This is a genomic window from Tychonema sp. LEGE 06208, assembly GCF_015207505.1.
In the GTDB taxonomy this organism is placed as follows: Bacteria; Cyanobacteriota; Cyanobacteriia; order Cyanobacteriales; family Microcoleaceae; genus Microcoleus.
This window is the reverse complement of record NZ_JADEWT010000126.1, coordinates 1-18,299: the sequence shown is the minus strand read 5'-3', so window position 1 is coordinate 18,299 and position 18,299 is coordinate 1. Positions and strand designations below refer to the sequence as shown.

The window sequence follows — 18,299 nt, the reverse complement described above, 5'->3', positions numbered from 1 at the left end:
GGGCGGGGGCTGGGTATCCGTTTCTGGATTTGGTCACGGGTGGCGCAATACTCAAGTATGCGTAAAACTATTTCCCAGTTTACAGAAGTGCGAGCACAGAGCAAGAGAAGTTGAGTGAGCTTTCCTGGTGGACTGCGGGTAGGACGGTAAAGAGACTGTGGCATTACTTTACTTTGTTTGAGAGAACGCGAAATTTGTTTAAATGATTTATTAAGTGATTTTGACACTGTGCGTGCCTGGTTTAAGTAGGTTGTGTCAGCCGATCGCCAATCCGATCGCCTGCTGCAACATCAAGGCCCTCCGCGCGAGGGATTGCTGAAAGAGGGAGGACATTGCGGGAATAGCCGCAATTGTGACACCAGCAGTTGCTAGTGATGTGTGCCCTTCTCTACACAATTGTGGTTTTTACCTAAAATTTCTGTCAATTTTGCTGCTAGAAGCTTGGAGCCGGGAACAAAGTCGCGCGGCTTTCAGCTTTTTCTTGTAAAATTTGCGGTTGCCATTTTTAGTGTAACCTCCGGTATGAAAAAAACTCCGCATTTTGACCCCTCGATCGGCTCAAGTGTGCTTTCAGGGTTTGGCGGACTGAATTTGGCGCAATCCGGCGGCTTCGACAAGTAGGGATTCGGCGAAGGCGATCGCCTCTGTGGCCGATCGACCGCTGGCGAGTTGGGCGAGTTCTTCGCGGCGCTGCTGACTGTTGAGGCCCACAACTCTGACTACAGTACGTTCGCCCAGTTGGGAGTTGGAGTTGGCTGCTTCGTCGATATTTTGTTCTGCTGCGATCGTCATTTTGTTGACGCGAAAATGACAATCGGCCATCGCGGCGATCAGCGGCTGGTGGGTGACGCACAAAACTTGGTGTTTGTCGGAGAGTTGGTGGAGTTTTTTGGCGATCGCGCCGGCGACTCTCCCGGAAACTCCGGCGTCGATTTCGTCAAAAATTAGGGTTCCAGCGCTTTCGATTTGGGAAAAACAGGCTTTGATGGCGAGTAGAAAGCGGCTCATTTCTCCGCCGGAGGCGATCGCCCCTAACGGTTGTAGCGGTTCCCCCGGATTGGGGCTGAAACAAAAGGCGATTTGGTCTGCACCGCTGGCGGTTGGGCTACAAGGCGAGATTGCGACTTGAAATTGTACTTTTTCCATTGCTAAGGGCTTGAGTTCCCCGACAAGGTGCGTTTCAAGTTTGAGAGCTGCTTCGCACCGCAGGATTGTCAGGTGGCTGCAAGCCTCTTTTAATTGGTCTAAAGCGGTCTGATATGCGAGTTCTAAGGCTTCCATTGACTCGCCTCCTTCTAAAAGTTCGTTTAGTTCGTTTTGGATGCCTTGGTAGTAGGCGATCGCTTCTTTGAGCGGCCCGTATTTGCGGCAAATTTGTTTGAGTTCGCGAATTCTGTCTTCTACTTCTTCGAGTCTTTCGGGATCGGCTTCTAATTGTTCGCCGTAGCTGCTAATTTGCCTGCTGGCTTCTGTGGCTTGAGCTAAAGCATCGCTGACCATTTCTAGGATTGGTTGCAACTGCACATCGTAAACGGCCATGTCGCTTAAAATTACTTCGGCTGTGCTCAACAAGTCGGCGGCTGAGGCGGTGTCGCCGTCGTTTTGGTAAAGGGCTTGGTGAACTTTGTAACTTTGCTGCTGCAATTCGACGATGTGGCCGAGGCGGATTGATTCTTGTTCTAGGTGTGCGAGTTCCTCGCTGTCTTCGATGTTGGCTTCGCTGAGTTCTCGGACTTGGTATTGCAATAAATCGAGTCTTTGCAGGCGCTGCTGTTCTGACTGACGCCTGTGCTTGAGGGCTGTTTTGGCGGTGCTGGCTTCAATCCAGGCTTTGGTAATTGTCGATCGAGCTTCAGTGAGTTTTTTGCCGCCGTACAAGTCTAGCCATTCTCGCTGGAGGGTTTCTTGTCCGAGGTGGACGGTTTGGCCTTGGGCGGTAATTTCGACGAGTCGATCGCGCAGTTGCTCCATTAACTGGCGGTTGACGAGAATTCCGTTCAAACGCGATCGGCTACGCAGAGCACCGCTAGATGCGTTAATTTCCCGGCTGCAAACGGCTAAATTTCCGTCTATCGGTTCGATTTCTTGTTCGCCCAGCCATTTTGCGGAGGATGAGTCCAATTCAAAGGTAGCCTCCAATATTGCCCGTGTTGCTCCGGTGCGAATCGATCGGCGATCGACTTTCCCGCCCAAAACTGCATCGATCGCATCTAGGATAATCGATTTTCCTGCGCCGGTTTCCCCTGTAAATACGTTCAAACTCGGGCCAAAGTCTAGATCCAGGCGGTCAATTAGGGCAAAGTTTTCTATTCTGAGGGATAGTAACATGGGGAATTTAGAATTGATGATGGGAAATTGGGATTATATTTTAAACTACAATACTTTTAATTTTGCCATTATCGATCGAGTCTCAACATCAATGCAAAATAAATTTGTGCTGACCTTGGCTCTACTAAGCTTTGTCCTGATTGGGTCCTTCGGCTGGAAGCTTCACCGAGACAAAGACCAAATCTATGAATTAACGTTAGCGACTGGTATAAAAGCAGGTAATTATTACCCTTTTGGGCAGGCAATTGCTGAGTTAGTTAGTCAACAAAATCCGCGCATCCACATTCAAGTTATTGAAACTCAAGGTGCCCAAGAAAACATGAACAAACTTGAGGCGAATGAGGCTCAGTTAGCGATCGTACAGAACAATACAGAGGCTGTGCCTTCGGCGAGAGTAATTGCTTCACTATTTAAGGAAGTTTTTCACTTAATTGTTTCTGAAAAATCTGGCATTCAGACTGTTGGCGATCTGAAAGGAAAACATATTGCCCTGATGGACAAAAAAAGTGGTTCTTACAGTTCTTTTTTCTTGATGAGCGAACATTATGGCTTGCCAGAAACAGATTTTATTTATACTGCAACTAATTGGACGGAGGCTACTAAATTATTTAGTAAGGGGGAGGTTGATGCTATTTTTCGGGTACTGCCTCCTGGGAGCGATTTGGTTAGCGATTTGCTAAAAAATACGCAGGGTAAGTTGGTGCAGATCGACCAAGGAGCTGCCATGAAAATTAAGTTGCCTTATTTGGAAGCCGATATTATTCCGAAGGGTACTTACAAAGCCGCTCCGGCTGTTCCCGATGCAGATTTGGGGACTGTAGGAGTACACGCTACTCTGTTGGCCCGGGAGGATGTCGATCCGGAAGTCGTGCGGGAAATTACGCGCATTTTGTTTGAGTACCGCCGCAATTTGGTGGCGGCTGATTCCCTGGCGGCAATGATTAATCAGCCGGGAGAAAACGGGAGTTTGGCTTGGCCCGTGCATGAGGGCGCTCAGGCTTATTACGATCGCGAAAAACCAGATTTTGTTGCTGCTAATTCTGATGCTATCGGTTTGTTTTTGTCGCTCGGCACTCTTTTGGCTTCTTGGATTTGGCAGTTGCGATCGCGCTTTTTGCAGAAACAAAAAAATCGGGCTGATAAATTTAATCTGGATATTTTAAGTTTGATCCAACAAATTCGTCTAGCGAAAACAGTGAATGAAATTGATTTATTGCAAGAGCAGTTATTTGATATTTTTAAGCAGGTGATTTTGGATTTGGATGAAGATCGGATTGATTCTGATTCTTTTCAGTCTTTTACTTTTACTTGGGAAACTGCTATGAAAATTGCGAGCGAGCGAGAAAAAATGTTGCGGGAATTACGGCTAATTTCGGATAGTTGATGATTAACATATATAGCTTTTCAAGCTCTCATAGGAGGTACTATCCGGGATAGGGCATTGGGCGGAGCGAAGCGGAGGGATTGGGCGGAGCGAAGCGGAGGGATTGGGCGGAGCGAAGCGGAGGGATTGGCCCGCGCAGGGCATTGGGCGGAGCGAAGCGGAGGGATTGGGCGGAGCGAAGCGGAGGGATTGGGCGGAGCGAAGCGGAGGGATTGGGCATACCTCACTTTTTTGAGAACCGCTATATAGCCTTTCAATCTCTCTACCTCACTTTTTTGAGAAAGGCTATATCGAGTTATTGGCTTTAGTTTACTGTAGCCGACTTTTCACATTTTTCAACGGGAGCATCTCAGTTTTGATTTTGAGCGTGCGAACTGTCGCAAACTCGCGCTCTATCCAACACTCGCGAGTTCGCGACAGCTCGCACTATTGATTGGCTTTAAATTTTTGACTTCGCTGTAGTCTCTAAATCGCCGGAGCAAACGGTTAGTAATGCGGGGCGTTCTGTGGTGAAAGTTTTAAAGCACCCACTCACCCCATTTCCTCCTAGGAAATGGGGAATAAGTTTGACTTAACTAGCCTTATTGTTGGGGGATCGATGGGAGATTTTTGCGTTGGTCGTTGAGGCGCTTCTTGGCATAAAAATTAATGGTCACTACCATTAATACAATCATGGCAATAATCGTAGCAATAGTTGAAGAAACTGGTAAACTTTGCTTAAATACTGCTAGCAATACTATCATTACTAACAAAACCGTTGGCACTTCATTTAATGCCCTAAATTGTTGACCAGTCCACCGACATTCATTCTTTGCTAATTTCTTCAGCAGCCAACCGCAATAGAAATGATAACCTATTAACAAAGCAACTAATGTTAGCTTTATGTGCAACCAAGTGTCTTTTAATACATCTGGTTCTGTTGAAATTAACCCGATCGCCATCAGGACAGTCACAAACATTCCGGGGGTAGTAATCAAATTATAAAGACGTTTCTCCATAATTTGATATTGTTCTTTAAGAATTGTTTTTGCCGGTTCTGGTTTCTCTTCGGCTTCCGCGTGATAGACGAATAATCTTACTAAATAAAATAAGCCAGCAAACCAAACGACAATGCCAATAAAATGAAACGATTTAAACCAAAAATAAGCCATGATTTGTTACCTTTAATGAACCACAGAGGCAGAGATTTCCCAGAGGTTTGTTGATTTTTACCTCCTGCAACGGGGTTTCTCGTCGATCATTGTACAAGAAAGCTGGTTTCTTTGTCATCAAGAAACCCGGTTTTTCAGTCACCGGATAGCCCAAGGCCTCATGTCGTTTCCGGTAGCATCGTCAGGTGATTTAACCGGCGCTAGGGCGCAGAGAACACAGAGGAAGACAAGAGAGAGATGAATACAGAACTATGAAGCGCGGATTTGATCTGACTCGATTTTATAATTGGGATGCTACCGGATTTGATATCAGTCATTGTACAAGAAACCGGGCTTCTTTGCCGTAACTGTTGAGACCCCAAGGATTTTCACTCCCGTACAAAAAATCCGGTTTCTTTGCCGCAACTGTTGAGCTCCAAGGATTTTTCCTCCAGCCACCGGCTCAATGGGGCAGCCCAAGCAGTTAATCATACTATAAAAAACCCGATTTATTTGCTGTAAAGAAATCGGATTTGTCAATAATTTGATAGCTTAAAATATTAATAGGAATACAATAAACCCCAGGGCGAATGTATCTAGACTTTATGTTAAGAGAATGTGGTATATTGGAGCAGAATTATTGAGTATCCAAACAATATTTAATTAGAGTTTACTATTGTCAAACTCTAACCTCAAATCACCATTGCCGACCATGTTTACGACTTAGAAGATCCCAGAATTTAGCGAGCGAAACATCATCAATTAATTGATATTATCACCCTCTCAATTTGTGCAGTAATTTGCGGTGCTGATACATGGGTGAATATCGAAAGTTACGGGCTCTTCTAAATACGAATAGTTAAAGACAATTTGAAAATTGCCGAATGGTATCCCGACCCATGACACAATTGCGAGAGTATTTTCTCGCCTCAAACCTGAGCAATTTCAAAAAAGTTTTTTGAGTTGGATTCAATATTATATTAGTAGTTTACCAAATGATGCTCAAAAACTTGGTGAATCCGTCCGCAGCCATTGGGAAATTGAGAATTCTTTACATTGGGTATTAGATGTGGGTTTTCGTGAAGATGATTGTCGGATCACAAAAGATAATGCTCCGCAAAATTTTGCTATAATTCAATACGGTTTACTTAAGACGATCCCCCCTAACCCCCCTTAAAAAGGGGGGAACAAGAATCCCCTCAAAGTCCCCCGACTATCCGGGGGATGCGAGGGGGATCTCCGGGGCATAAATATGTTAAGTGAACCGTATTGTTCTATAATTAGACACATCTCACTCAATCTTTTGAGTCAAGAAAAAACCTCAAAAACTGGAACCAAGAATAAGCGACTTCGAGCCGGGTGGGATGATGACTGTTTGACTAATATCCTCGCTGTTGCAGTTAACTAAATTCTCACGAATAACTCATTAATAACTATTATAACTCTTGCAAAAATCCAAAGCACCCCACCCCAACCCTCCCCTCCCGCGGGGAGGGAGCAAGATTATTCTTGTTTCTCCCCGCGGGAGGGGGGACTAAGGGGGGTAAATTTGACTTTTGCAAGAGGTCTATTATACAACTTGTAAATAGTGGTTGTAATATTTTTACTCTCTCAAAATTAGCACAAGCGTCAAAACCACCATTAATCAGTTCCTATTTTATCTAAAAGTTCATTATAAAGCGTGTCTGTAGCTTCTAAGAATGGTGAATTCATCTCAAAATATACTCACCACTGATGAACAGTGTTCAATAAGATGCGTTCCCCCTGGGGATTGGATAGGGGTTAGGAGCTTTCCGACAGTTGTATTTTTGTGGAAAAATGTAAGCTGTACTGCATTTTTATTGTAGATTTATTGAGCCATATCAAAGCTGGTGAAATCCTTTCTCCCTGTAATATCACTTTTTCAGCATGGCAGATACTTGACTCTTGAGTTTTTTTTGACCGACTCAATCTAACACAGCCTACAATAGTTTAGGTGAGACAAAACCTAAGTGTTTCCAAGCGGCTGCTGTGGCAATTCTGCCCCTACTTGTTCGCTGCAAAAATCCGATTTGCATTAAGTACGGTTCGTAGACATCCTCAATTGTTTGAGTGTCTTCTCCGGTGGAAGCGGCGAGGGTTTCTAAACCAACCGGGCCGCCGTTAAAGTTTTCGATCATTGCTGTCAAAAGTGACCGATCTGTCCAATCCAAGCCTAGGGGATCGACGTTGAACAATTCTAGGGCGATGGATGCAACTTCGGCATTGATTGGCTTTAAATTTTTGACTTCGCTGTAGTCTCTAACTCGGCGCAGCAAACGGTTAGCAATCCGGGGGGTTCCGCGAGCTCGGCGGGCAATTTCTTCGGCTCCTTCTGGGGTGATTTTAGTGTCGAGAACTTGGGCGGTTCTTTGGACAATTAGACTAAGTTCGTCTATTTCGTAGTAGCGCAATCTTTGGATTAAGCCGAAGCGATCGCGCAACGGAGATGTCAGCGATCCGACTTTGGTGGTTGCTCCTACTAAGGTAAAGGGTTTCAGGGGAATGCTGCGGATTTTGGCGCTTTTTCCTTGACCGATCGTAATATCTAAACGGCAGTCTTCCATCGCTGGATAGAGGATTTCTTCGGTAACTTTAGATAAGCGGTGAATTTCGTCGATAAACAGCACGTCGCCTGCTTTGAGGTTGACGAGCAATCCGACAATATCTCGGGGTTTTTCTAGGGCTGGGGCGGTGGTGATTTTGCATTCAACTTCCATTTCTGCTGCTAGAATTAGCGACATTGTGGTTTTTCCCAACCCTGGCGGCCCGTACAGTAACAGGTGATCCATCGGTTCGCCCCGCGATTTGGCTGCTGCAATTGCGATCGCCAAAACTTCTCTCAAGTCTTTTTGTCCGATGTATTCAGCTAACCGCTGGGGGCGGATTTTGTCTTCTTGTTTGTTGTTGATTTCGTCTGGTAATTCTTGCGATTCTAGCAGCGATTCCGTCTGGGGTTTAGCGGCTCTTTTTCGGGGAGCCGGGGCTATATCTTCAGGTAGGTTTGGGTCTGGGGGTTGTTGTTTGGAGGAGATTATAGCCATATTTATTTATTTGCACTCGGATAGCGAAAATTGTTTACAATTATTAGCAGAATTTTGAAAATTATTGAGGTCGTTATGAGTGTTCCATCTTCTTTATTAGCATCGAAAAGTATAACTTTTGAGGAGGCGATCGCGCTGACTCAATCTTTACTGTCGCTGATTCAGAGCGATCGACTTTTAGAGGGAGATATCGAGCAAGCTGTTAAATCTCTAGTGAAAACTCCCAACGGTGCTAGGGGTTTTTTTGTCACCTATCTGACGGACGACCGACAGGCGGCAGACCGGCCGTCACCAGGAGTTATCAAGGCGCTGCGATCGGCTCCTGAGATCGTAGCAGAACTGCTGGTGAAAAATGTGGCGATGTCGGCGGCAATGGTGTTGCATCATTCGCGCCTTCAAAAGGAGGAAATGGCGGCGGGTTCTGCTAGAGTGCAGGAGCGATCGCGCAATTTAATTCAAATCCTGCAAATGCCAGCCTGTCAAGCTGTAGCGTCGCAAATGCTAGAAAGTTTACAAACTAAAGAAGGTGAGTATGAGGAGTTTTTCCAACGCTGGGGCTACGACGACGAGCAAAGAGTCGCGATCGGTTCGGCAGTTGGGGAGGCGATCGGCTAAAATAACCTCCTAAGCCAAAAGCCAGAAGCCAAAAGCCAGAAGTCTAAGCCGGGGAGACAGATCCTTGATCAAAGCGGCCCGGCTGTGGAATAATTGCGGTTTAGCAAAAGCTGCACAATTGTAGCTGGAGTTGATTTAGGTGTGAAGGTAGTCAACGAGGGCGAAAAAATTGCACAGATCGGTGAAAGGAGTTGTCCAAAAAGCCCGAAAGGGCCGCGGCCGGCGACCGACAAACAGCCAGCGCAGGGCAAAGCTGAGTCTGCTGGCTACATTGGTGCGTCGGGACTTGGAAGCTCAATACAAAGGCTCGATTCTGGGCAATTTGTGGCCGCTGCTGAATCAGCTATCGCAATTGGTGATTTACACCTACGTATTCTCGATCGTCCTCAAGGTAAAACTCAAACTTGCAGGCTTCCCGGAAAACAGCGACATCACATTTGGAGTCTGGCTATTTGCAGGTTTGTTACCTTGGAGTGCTTTCACCAGCGGTTTGATTAAATCGGGAGTATCCGTAGTAGGGCAGCCAAATTTAGTCAAAAAAGTAGTATTTCCCCTCGGTTTGCTGCCCCTCGTGCCGATTTTTACAGCTTTTATTGAAAGTTCTCTCGGTTTAGCAGCCTTGATTCTGATCGTAGCAGTATCCTCGCAAAAGCTCAACGCTACTTTATGCTTGCTGCCACTGGTTTGGGTGCCTCAATTGTTGCTCACAGCCGGCTTGGGATATTTGACAGCGGGCTTAACCGTGTTTTTGCGAGACATTCCTCAGACATTAGGTGTTATTCTAAATTTTTGGTTTTATTTGACGCCGATCGTCTATCCAGCATCAATCATCCCCCAACAGTGGCGAGCCTGGATATTTTGGTTGAATCCAATGGCCACCATCTCCGAGGTTTACCGAGACCTCATCCTGTTGGGAGAAGTCAAACACTGGGGCGAATGGGGTGTCGCCACCCTAATCTCTGCTGCTATATTTTGTGGAGGTTTAGCGGTTTACCGGCATTTGCGTCCCGCTTTTGCTGACGTGCTGTAATATGTTTTACATTTAAATGCAATCTACTATCAAAAATCGCGATCGAGGTTCGTAGTGAGGACTTTAGTCCGCATAAAAAATCAAAGGACTCCCATTCCCAACGAGCAAACCTATTTTTTGTTCTAGCGGACATAATATCAATCTAAAATCTAAAATCTAAAATCTAAAATCTAAAATCGGATGACAGAAAATGTAATTTCACTAAAAAATGTTTCCAAATGCTTTAAGCGGTACGATCGTCCTGGAGACCGCTTAAAAGAAATTATTTATCCCAATAAAAAACTTGCTGATGAATTTTGGGCTCTCCACGACATCAATCTGGAAATTGCTCGCGGACAAACCCTAGGAGTAGTCGGTCGCAACGGGTCGGGAAAAAGCACGCTTTTGCAAATCATTGTGGGGACGCTGACACCCACCGCAGGAAGCGTCCGAGTAGAAGGGCGAATCTCCGCTTTGTTGGAACTCGGAAGCGGGTTTAACCCGGAATTTACCGGAAGACAAAACGTGTTTTTCAACGCTCAAATACTCGGATTCAATCAAAAAGAAACTGAAGAAAAATTTGACGAAATTGCTGCTTTTGCTGATATTGGAGATTTCATCGATCAGCCAGTCAAAACCTATTCTAGCGGTATGTTTGTCAGACTGGCTTTTGCCGTTGCGACTAGCGTAGAGCCAGATATTCTAGTGGTTGACGAAGCACTTTCGGTAGGCGACGAAGCTTTCCAGCGCAAGTGTTTTGCCCGCTTGCAAAGCATTCAGGAAGGTGGCGGAACGATTTTATTTGTTTCTCATGCTGCTAGTTCTGTGGTGCAACTTTGTACTTCGGCGATTTTAATGGATAGCGGAGAATTGCTGCTAGCTCACACACCAAAGGTGGTAATTTCTAAATATCAAAAGCTGATCTATGCCGATCCAGATAAAGTCTTGGGGTTGAAGCAAGATATTCGAGTTCTGAACCAACTGACAAAGCAAGAAAGTCAAGAAAATCTTCATAATCCTAATTTAGAAAGTACCAAAAGGGAGGCTGTACCGGAGCAATATATCTCTCAACCCAAGGAACATTATGATGAATTTTACGAACCGGGGATGATCCCGTCGAATACGGTACGGTATCCGTCTCGCGGCGCGGAAATTATTAACCCGCGCATCGAAACGCTGCAGGGAAATGTGGTAAATCACTTGCTCGGCCGTCAAGATTATGTTTACACTTACTCTGTCACTTTCTCGCGGTCAACTTCCAAAGTTAGGTTTGGAATGTTGATTAAAACGATTAGCGGTTTTGAGTTGGCTGGTGCTTCTTTGAAGGCTTCTACTCAGTCAGTTAGATATGTGGAAGCAGGAACGACAATTGTAGTTAAGTTTCAGTTTAAATGTTTGCTGAATCCGGGGGTTTACTTTTTGAATGCGGGGGTGGTGGGAACGGTAGATGAGGATTTAAGTTATCTGGATCGCTGCGTTGATGTGGCGATGTTCAAAGTTCAGTCTTGTACTGAGTCCTGCGGCAACGGCATTGTTGACTTGCTGATAGAACCGTGTTTAACTGTTGTAAATTCTGATTGTCTGGTGCAAGAACAGTCAACGGAAGTCATCTAATAATTCTGTGAAAACTTTGTAAAAATAATGAGCAATCTCAATTTAGAATTGTCCAAAAATCAAGTAATCCAAGCATTGATTCGAGATCGAGCTAAGTTTCCCGAAGATTTTAAACTAAATATTTGCGAAGACGATGAAATGTATTTGTTTAGCTTGAGCAACGTCAAGGAGGATGGAGACGATGGAGACGATGACGATCGCGAGCGAGCTTTGGTGCGCTATTATGCGATCGGGCGACGCATCCGGGATGCGGTTCAACAAGTTGTAGATTGGCATTTTGGCGGCTTTGAAAATGTACCGTCTTTTCTGGATTTTGCCTGTGGTTACGGTAGATTTACCCGGTTTTTAATTCAGGAAATGCCACCCGAGCAAATTTGGGTTTCTGATATTTATGCTAACGCGGTCAAGTTTCAAACTGAATACTTGGGCGTTAACGGTATTGTTTCGACTGGAAAACCGGAAAAATATTTAATTGACCGAAAATTTGACTGCATTCTGGCTAATTCTTTTTTCAGCCATATCCCGGAAAGAACTTTTACGAGTTGGCTCCAAAATTTGTATAATTTGTTGACCGAAAACGGGATTTTGATGTTTAGCGTTCACGGCGATTGTTTGCTGCCTTCTCACATAGAAATGCCTGCTAACGGTATTTTGTTTAGTGCCGAAAGCGAAAGTCAGTCTTTGGATAAGGAGGAATACGGCACAACCTATGTAACTGAAAAGTTTGTGAGAGAAATTGTCGGTAAAGTTAGCGGTGGGAAAGCTTTTGTTCACCGGATCAAAAAAGGCATATGCAGGTTTCAGGATTTGTATGTTGTTACAAATAAGTTAACTAGAGATTTTTCGGAGTTAAATTTTTATCACCACCCTGGAGGATATATTGATGTTGCTGCTTTTACCAACAAGCAGAATTTGTATCTGGAGGGTTGGGCTGCTGATGTGAATTTGGGCGGTCGAATAGAGGAAGTTCAGGTGCTGGTAAACGGTGAGGTGGTGCAGAGGTGCGAGCCTTTTTACGATCGCCGGGATGTGGCTGACTATTTTCAAAAAGATGCAATTTTGCAGTCTGGTTGGAACTGTTATTTACCGAAAAACACTGTGACACCCGAGGATGTGTTAACAGTTAAAGCAATCAATAACTACGGTTGGGAATGGATTCTGGAAATTTGCAGCGTGAAATCGCTGGTGGGCCAACGGCAATCGCAGTCTTTGTTGGGCTCTACTCACGAAAAACTCAAGTTGGTTGAAACTCAGCTAGAGGCGGCTAAAATAGCATGGGAGATCAGTCAAAGTAAGTTAATGATTACTGAACCACTATTAGAAGAATCTCAAATAAAGTTGCAAGAAACTCAAGCTCAATTAATGTCAGCTCACGCGCAGTTGGAACAAACTCAAAGTCAGTTAGTATCTGTGCAAATGCAGTTAGAACAAACAGAATCTCAGTTAATTAATGTCAAGCAAGAATTAGACCGATCGCACAATCGAGTTGAGGCAATGGAAAGCAGCAAGTTCTGGAAGCTGAGAAGCACCTGGTTTCAAGTCAAGCGGTTGCTGGGGGTAGCGGGAGAATAGGGCGGCATCTCCAGCTTTGAAAAAAGCATTTTGATAGCGCGAGCACTTGAAAAGCTCGCGTTAGGAGACTCTTAAATGCTTGGAGGCAGAGGTTTCCGAGAATAATAAGTAAAGTTGGTGTGGGAATTAGGGCGAGGGATATAAATTGTGAGTACAAATGACAGCAAACCGTCGGTTTTTATTGTTACTGGAATGCACCGTTCCGGTACGTCTTTAACGGCTTCTCTGTTTCAGAAAGTCGGGGTTGATATTGGTAAAAAGTTGGTTGGGCCGGCGGTGGGAAATGTGAAAGGTCATTTCGAGAATGTTGATTTTGTGGAGTTTCACAAGAGTGTTTTACGATCGCACGGCATAGATGAACTCGGCTGTACGTTGGAAAAAACGATTCCGGTAGCAGCGTCAGATGTGGAAATTGCCAAACGGGCGATCGACCAAAATCAACAAACTCAGAAGCATTGGGGCTGGAAAGACCCGCGAACAGCTTTATTTTGGGATTTTTGGTTAAAATTGCTCCCCGAAGCTAATTTTATCTGCGTTTATCGATCGCCCTGGGAAGTAGTCGATTCGCTTTACCGCCGGGGAACCGATGTCAGCTTGCTGCAGCATCCCGAAATGGCAGTAAAAATGTGGCTGCACTACAACCAACAAGTCTTAGAATTGTTTGAAAGTTTTCCCGATCGCTGTCTGCTGGCCAACGTTTACCCGATCGGCAACACTCCCGAATTTTTTATCGATCGAGTCAACGAAAAATTTAACGTTAACTTAAGTGCGATCGCCGCCGACAACTTTGAAGAATCTTTATTAGTCAACGATATTGTTAAAAGTCATAGACCGAGTTTAATAAAACAATATTTTCCCGAAGCATTAGAACTCTATCAAGTTTTAGAAACCAAAGCCGGCAATCTCAGCAGCAAATCTCAATTGTCGAATGACCAAATTATTCATTTTCCAGTATCTCCTGTCGGGCCTTTTGAAGATTGGCTCAAAATCCGCTTGCTGGAAAAACAACAAAAAACCAGCAATTTAGAAGTCAAACAGTGGCAAGAACAATTTCAACAAGCTCAAGCAAAAGTGTTGGAATTGGAAACGAAGTTAGGAGAAACTCAAGTACAGCTTGATGGCAAAGAATCTCAATTTCAAGAAGCCCTAGCAAAACTGCTCGAATTAGAAACAGAATTAGGAGACACTCAGGTACAGCTTGACGGTCAAGAATCGCAATTTCAAGAAGCCTTAACAAAAGTCTTGAAATTAGAAACAGAATTAGGAGAAACTCAAGTACAGCTTGACGGCAAAGAATCTCAATTTCAAGAAGCCTTAGCAAAACTGCTCGAATTAGAAGCAGAATTAGGGGAAACTCAGGTACAGCTTGCCGGCCAAGAATCGCAATTTAAAATAGCCTTAACAAAAATTTTAGAATTAGAAGCAGAATTAGGAAAAACTCAGGTAAAGTTTGAAGAAAAAGAATTTAAATTAGATCAAAAATTAGCTGAATTATTGAGCTTGGAAACAGTCCAGAGTCAAACTCAGCAAGATTTGGAACAATCGCGGCAGGAAAATGCCAAAATCCAGGCTGAACTTTCTGCAATCAAGTCTTCTGACTGGTGGAAACTTAGAGAAAAATGGTGGGAATTTAAGCACAAAATCCGCGATTTATTCCCAAGATTTGTTTTTTCTTTAGACCAACCCACTACTTGGCAAGTTAGCGATTCCCACCTACTAATTGAGGGTTGGGTGTTTAACACAAAAAAAGATATTAAAGCTGTCCGCGCCCGAATTGAAAATAAGAGTTTTGCCGCTGTTTACGGTCTGGAAAGAAGCGACATAGCTAGCTGGTATTCTAATATTGGGTCGGCAAAAAAATCTGGTTTTACAATGGAATTGCAAGCTCCCGCCGGACGGCACGAGGTGTTGTTGGAAGCGCAAGACGAGGGAGGAAAATGGCATTTTTTGGCAGCTTATCCGCTGTTAGTTTCAACGATTCAAGCGTCGTTAGATGTACCGGTGGTGTGGGAACAGCGTCAGGGTCAAGTTTTGTTTGCGGGTTGGTGTTGTCACCACGATCGCAAAATTGCTAAATTAAGTCTTTTGTGCGGCGATACTTCTGTAGAATGCGCCTACGGTTTGCGCCGAAAAGATGTCGGCGAAGTGTTTCCTGACTGGGTTAACAGTTCGGAAAGCGGCTTTGAGGCGCTTGTCAATTTGCCTCCGGGTGAATGGCACGTTTCTCTGCAAGCCGAGTTAGAAAACGGGGAAATTTTGTATTTTCAAGCACCGAAAATATTGACTGTGCGGCGCTACGATATTTGGCAGCGAAGTGCTGATAAATATGAGGAGTTTTCGAGTTTTGTAGAGGCAATCCGGCAGCGGGCGAGGGAGAGAAAACAGCGTCTCGGCAGAATTGTGCCGATGCCTTGGGAAATTGTGAAGGTGATGCGTCAGTTTGGGAAGATTTACAAGCAGCAAAAACAGTTTACTGCGCCGGGAGATTTGCTGCCGCCTGCGGGTTTTGTGCTTGCTTCACCGATTGATAGGTATGATGCTTGGCTGGAGGTGAATCAGTGGAACGATCGCGCGCGCGATTACCTGATTTATCGGCTAAAATCCTGTGGGGAAGCGCTGCCAAAAATCTCGGTGGTAATGCCAGTTTACAATCCGCAGATAGATTTTCTCGAAAGTGCGATCGACAGCGTAATCAATCAAGTTTATCAAAACTGGGAACTCTGCATCGCCGACGATCGCAGTACCGACGCTAGGGTTGCTGAAACTTTGAAAAATTCGGCCGCAAAGGACGATCGTATCCGCATCACATTTCGCACAGAAAACGGCAACATCAGCGCCGCCACTAACAGCGCCGCCGCCCTCGCCACAGGCGACATCATCCTGTTTTTAGACAACGACGACGAACTAACTCCCGACGCATTAGGCGAAGTCGCCTTATATTTTGCCACGCATCCAACCACCGACTTTCTCTACTCAGACGACGACAAAATCGACACCAAAGGTCGCAGATTCGCCCCGCAATTCAAACCAGAATGGTCGCCAGAACTGCTGCTTTCCTATATGTATCTCGGTCATTTGTGCGCCGTCAAAAAAGAAATTTTTGAACAAATAGGCGGCTTGCGGATCGGTTTTGAAGGCTCGCAAGATTACGATTTTGCCTTAAGAGCAACCGAAATTTCTCGCCGCGTCGCCCACCTGCCCCTAGTGCTTTATCACTGGCGAACCGCACCAGGTTCTACAGCCGTATCTGGGGCTGCGAAACCATCCAGTTTTTCCGCAGGTCAACAAGCCATTCAAGACGCACTAAACCGCAGAAAAATTAAGGGAACTGTCGCTCAGCACGCCTGGGCAATCAAAGAAAATTTGGGCATATTTGCCCAGGATTTCCCTGATGATGGCCCGTCAGTAACTTTGATTATTCCTACTAAAAATCAAGTTAAACTGCTGAAAGCCTGTATCGATTCTCTCGAAATTACAACATACAAAAATTATCAAATTGCTGTCATTGACAACGAAAGCGACGATCCAAAAACCCTGGAATATTTAAATCAGTTAACTTGTCAAGTTTTGCGAATCAAAAATCCTGGAGGAAAGTTTAGTTTTGCGGCAATTAACAACCGCGCTGTCGAACAAGTTGACAGCGAATACCTGTTGTTTTTGAACAACGATACTGAAGTAATCACCCCGCGATGGCTGAGTCAAATGGTTGGATACGCTCAAATTCCTGCTGTGGGTGCAGTCGGTGCGAGGCTTTTATATCCCGATGGCAGAATTCAACACGCGGGCATAATTCACGGCCTCCATCACGGTTTAGCGGGTCACGCTTTTAAGCTGATGAACAGCGACAATCGAGGCTATCTTTCTCAAGCGATGGTAACGCGAAATTACTCGGCGGTAACAGCCGCTTGCACGATTACTCCGCGTCAATTGTTCTTAGAATTGGGAGGCTTTGATGAGGAGAATTTTGCTGTTGCTTACAATGATGCAGATTACGGATACCGATTGTTAGAACTCGGTTATCGGTGCGTTTACTGTCCCGATGCGGAGTTGTTGCATAAGGAGGGAACTTCTAGGGGTTTTACTGACAATCCTCAAGAAGTTGCAGCTTTTAGGCGCAAGTATGCGAGGAAAAATGATGGTTTTTACAGTCCTCATTTGTCTTTGGAAGATGAGTATTTTCATATTCAACCCCGACGGGTTTTTATGAAGGAAGAAGGTTCGGCAACTGATTTTGTAACGGATGTAACGGATGGAAAAAAGAAGGAAGAACTAAAATGTGGTAATTTTGGTTCTTTGACATCACTAAATACTTTTGTAAATCCTATCAAAGTTTTGATGTGCAGCAATTCGCTGGATTTTACGGGCGCGCCGCTGCATCAGTACGAAATTGCGGTGAAATTGGCGGCTGAGGGTACGATTTTGCCGATCGTATTTTGCACCACAGACGGGCCTCTGCGTCAAGCTTACGAACAGCAGGGAATTGAAGTCATTGTGCGCGACAATCCCCTCGAACACATCTATCAACGCGATACTTACGATGAAGCTATCCGCAGTTTTAGCAAGGAAATTGAAAGTTTAAAAGTAGATGCAGTTTATGCCAATACTTTAGAAAACTTCTTTGTAGTTGATGCGGCCCAGGAAATCGGAATTCCGACGGTGTGGAACGTACACGAAAGCGAACCTTGGCAAACTTATTTTAACAGGTTTGGTTCAGAGATTGCGGCGAGAGCTTTGGAATGTTTTCGCTTTCCTTACAAGGTGATTTTTGTGGCGGATGCAACGCGGGACAGATATTTACCTCTCAACAGCCACTACAATTTTACAGTGATTCATAACGGCTTAGATTTGAGCCAACTAGAAAATTCGGAGAATTTTGAATTGGCTAGAAAAAGCTTAGGTGTTGCAGCGGAAGATGTGGTAATTTTGCTGCTGGGGACAGTGTGCGAACGCAAAGGCCAGCAGGATTTAGTTAAGGCACTTTCGCTTTTGCCTGAAAAATGGCACAATAAAATCAGGTGTTTCATTGTGGGCGATCGCCCGAGTATTTACAGTAATAAATTAGCCGAGTTGGTGGGGGAATTGCCTGAAGAGTTGCGGCGAAGGGTGACAGTAGTTCCCGAAACCGGGAAACCAGGAAAATATTACAAAGCGGCGGATATTTTTGTTTGCACTTCTAGGATAGAAAGTTTTCCGAGAGTGATTTTGGAGGCGATGGCTTGCGACTTGCCAATTATTACAACACCTGTTTTTGGAATTAGAGAACAAGTGCGATCGGGAATTAACGGTTTGTTTTATACGCCGGATCGCCCGGAGGAATTAGTTGCAGCTTTGATTAGTTTATTGGAGGATAAATCATTGCGCCAGCAGTTAGCTGGAAATGCTAAATATGTCTTGGATTCACTCAATACTTTTGAGGAGATGACTCAAGCTTATGCAGAGATTTTCTGCGAAGCATATTTCAGTAGTCATTAGTCATTAGTCATTAGTCATTAGTCATTAGTCATTAGTCATTAGTCATTAGTCATTAGTCATTAGTCATTAGTCATTAGTCATTAGTCATTAGTCATTAGTCATTAGTCATTAGT

Annotated in this window: 12 protein-coding genes and 2 pseudogenes; 9 read left to right on the top strand and 5 right to left on the bottom strand. The window is 44.7% G+C overall.

Annotated elements, in window-relative coordinates:
* Positions 1 to 255 precede the first annotated feature (255 nt).
* Together IQ263_RS24255 and recN are read right to left on the bottom strand one after the other, a co-directional pair.
* Positions 256 to 396, bottom strand: a complete 141-nt coding sequence (locus IQ263_RS24255) for a hypothetical protein (protein ID WP_194070686.1) — start codon at positions 394 to 396, stop codon at positions 256 to 258.
* A 174-nt stretch (positions 397 to 570) separates the two neighbouring features.
* Complete coding sequence (recN, locus tag IQ263_RS24250; protein WP_194070685.1) at positions 571 to 2,328, bottom strand: DNA repair protein RecN; 1,758 nt, start codon at positions 2,326 to 2,328, stop codon at positions 571 to 573.
* On the opposite strand from recN, the gene IQ263_RS24245 reads away from it, so the two are divergent.
* Entirely contained in the window at positions 2,327 to 3,712 is a 1,386-nt protein-coding gene (locus IQ263_RS24245) for a TAXI family TRAP transporter solute-binding subunit (RefSeq protein WP_194070684.1), read from the top strand. The two genes, recN and IQ263_RS24245, sit on opposite strands and share 2 nt — an antisense overlap.
* A 57-nt stretch (positions 3,713 to 3,769) precedes the next feature.
* Positions 3,770 to 3,961 carry a hypothetical protein gene (locus tag IQ263_RS24240; RefSeq protein ID WP_194070683.1) on the top strand — a complete coding sequence of 64 codons (192 nt, stop codon included), beginning with the start codon at positions 3,770 to 3,772 and terminating at the stop codon, positions 3,959 to 3,961.
* A gap of 143 nt (positions 3,962 to 4,104) precedes the next feature.
* On the opposite strand, the gene IQ263_RS30025 is transcribed toward IQ263_RS24240, so the two are convergent.
* Positions 4,105 to 4,206 (bottom strand): hypothetical protein, encoded by a 102-nt coding sequence (locus IQ263_RS30025; protein WP_370589125.1) that lies wholly within the window; start codon positions 4,204 to 4,206, stop codon positions 4,105 to 4,107.
* A gap of 87 nt (positions 4,207 to 4,293) precedes the next feature.
* Positions 4,294 to 4,863 carry a protoporphyrinogen oxidase HemJ gene (hemJ, locus tag IQ263_RS24230; protein ID WP_194070681.1) on the bottom strand — a complete coding sequence of 190 codons (570 nt, stop codon included), beginning with the start codon at positions 4,861 to 4,863 and terminating at the stop codon, positions 4,294 to 4,296.
* Between the two features lie 675 nt (positions 4,864 to 5,538).
* On the opposite strand from hemJ, the pseudogene IQ263_RS24225 reads away from it, so the two are divergent.
* Together IQ263_RS24225 and IQ263_RS28910 are read left to right on the top strand one after the other, a co-directional pair.
* A pseudogene (locus IQ263_RS24225) lies at positions 5,539 to 5,983 on the top strand (ISAs1 family transposase); the annotation flags it as partial.
* 132 nt (positions 5,984 to 6,115) lie between these two features.
* Positions 6,116 to 6,250, top strand: a pseudogene (locus IQ263_RS28910) (ISAs1 family transposase); the annotation flags it as partial.
* Between the two features lie 553 nt (positions 6,251 to 6,803).
* Here IQ263_RS28910 and ruvB read toward each other — a convergent pair.
* Complete coding sequence (ruvB, locus tag IQ263_RS24220; RefSeq protein ID WP_194070680.1) at positions 6,804 to 7,904, bottom strand: Holliday junction branch migration DNA helicase RuvB; 1,101 nt, start codon at positions 7,902 to 7,904, stop codon at positions 6,804 to 6,806.
* 75 nt (positions 7,905 to 7,979) lie between these two features.
* Between ruvB and IQ263_RS24215 the strand changes: the two genes are divergently transcribed.
* The 5 genes from IQ263_RS24215 to IQ263_RS24195 all read left to right on the top strand — a co-directional run bounded on the left by IQ263_RS24215 (position 7,980) and on the right by IQ263_RS24195 (position 18,186).
* A complete protein-coding gene (locus IQ263_RS24215) occupies positions 7,980 to 8,519 on the top strand; it encodes a hypothetical protein (protein ID WP_194070679.1) in 540 nt (179 codons plus the stop codon).
* A 181-nt stretch (positions 8,520 to 8,700) separates the two neighbouring features.
* The gene (locus tag IQ263_RS24210; protein WP_194070687.1) at positions 8,701 to 9,549 is read left to right on the top strand and encodes an ABC transporter permease; all 849 of its coding nucleotides are present in this window, start codon (positions 8,701 to 8,703) and stop codon (positions 9,547 to 9,549) included.
* Between the two features lie 180 nt (positions 9,550 to 9,729).
* Positions 9,730 to 11,142, top strand: coding sequence for an ABC transporter ATP-binding protein (locus IQ263_RS24205; protein WP_194070678.1), 1,413 nt, complete (start codon positions 9,730 to 9,732; stop codon positions 11,140 to 11,142).
* A 27-nt stretch (positions 11,143 to 11,169) separates the two neighbouring features.
* The gene (locus IQ263_RS24200; protein ID WP_194070677.1) at positions 11,170 to 12,714 is read left to right on the top strand and encodes a methyltransferase; all 1,545 of its coding nucleotides are present in this window, start codon (positions 11,170 to 11,172) and stop codon (positions 12,712 to 12,714) included.
* A gap of 147 nt (positions 12,715 to 12,861) precedes the next feature.
* Positions 12,862 to 18,186 carry a glycosyltransferase gene (locus IQ263_RS24195; RefSeq protein ID WP_194070676.1) on the top strand — a complete coding sequence of 1,775 codons (5,325 nt, stop codon included), beginning with the start codon at positions 12,862 to 12,864 and terminating at the stop codon, positions 18,184 to 18,186.
* Positions 18,187 to 18,299: the final 113 nt, after the last annotated feature.

Coding starts and splice junctions, on each gene's coding strand:
- IQ263_RS24245 (WP_194070684.1), top strand. CDS start 2,327: ATGGGGAATTTAGAATTGATGATGGGAAATTGGGATTATATTTTAAAC.
- recN (WP_194070685.1), bottom strand. CDS start 2,328: ATGTTACTATCCCTCAGAATAGAAAACTTTGCCCTAATTGACCGCCTG.
- hemJ (WP_194070681.1), bottom strand. CDS start 4,863: ATGGCTTATTTTTGGTTTAAATCGTTTCATTTTATTGGCATTGTCGTT.
- ruvB (WP_194070680.1), bottom strand. CDS start 7,904: ATGGCTATAATCTCCTCCAAACAACAACCCCCAGACCCAAACCTACCT.
- IQ263_RS24215 (WP_194070679.1), top strand. CDS start 7,980: ATGAGTGTTCCATCTTCTTTATTAGCATCGAAAAGTATAACTTTTGAG.
- IQ263_RS24205 (WP_194070678.1), top strand. CDS start 9,730: ATGACAGAAAATGTAATTTCACTAAAAAATGTTTCCAAATGCTTTAAG.
- IQ263_RS24200 (WP_194070677.1), top strand. CDS start 11,170: ATGAGCAATCTCAATTTAGAATTGTCCAAAAATCAAGTAATCCAAGCA.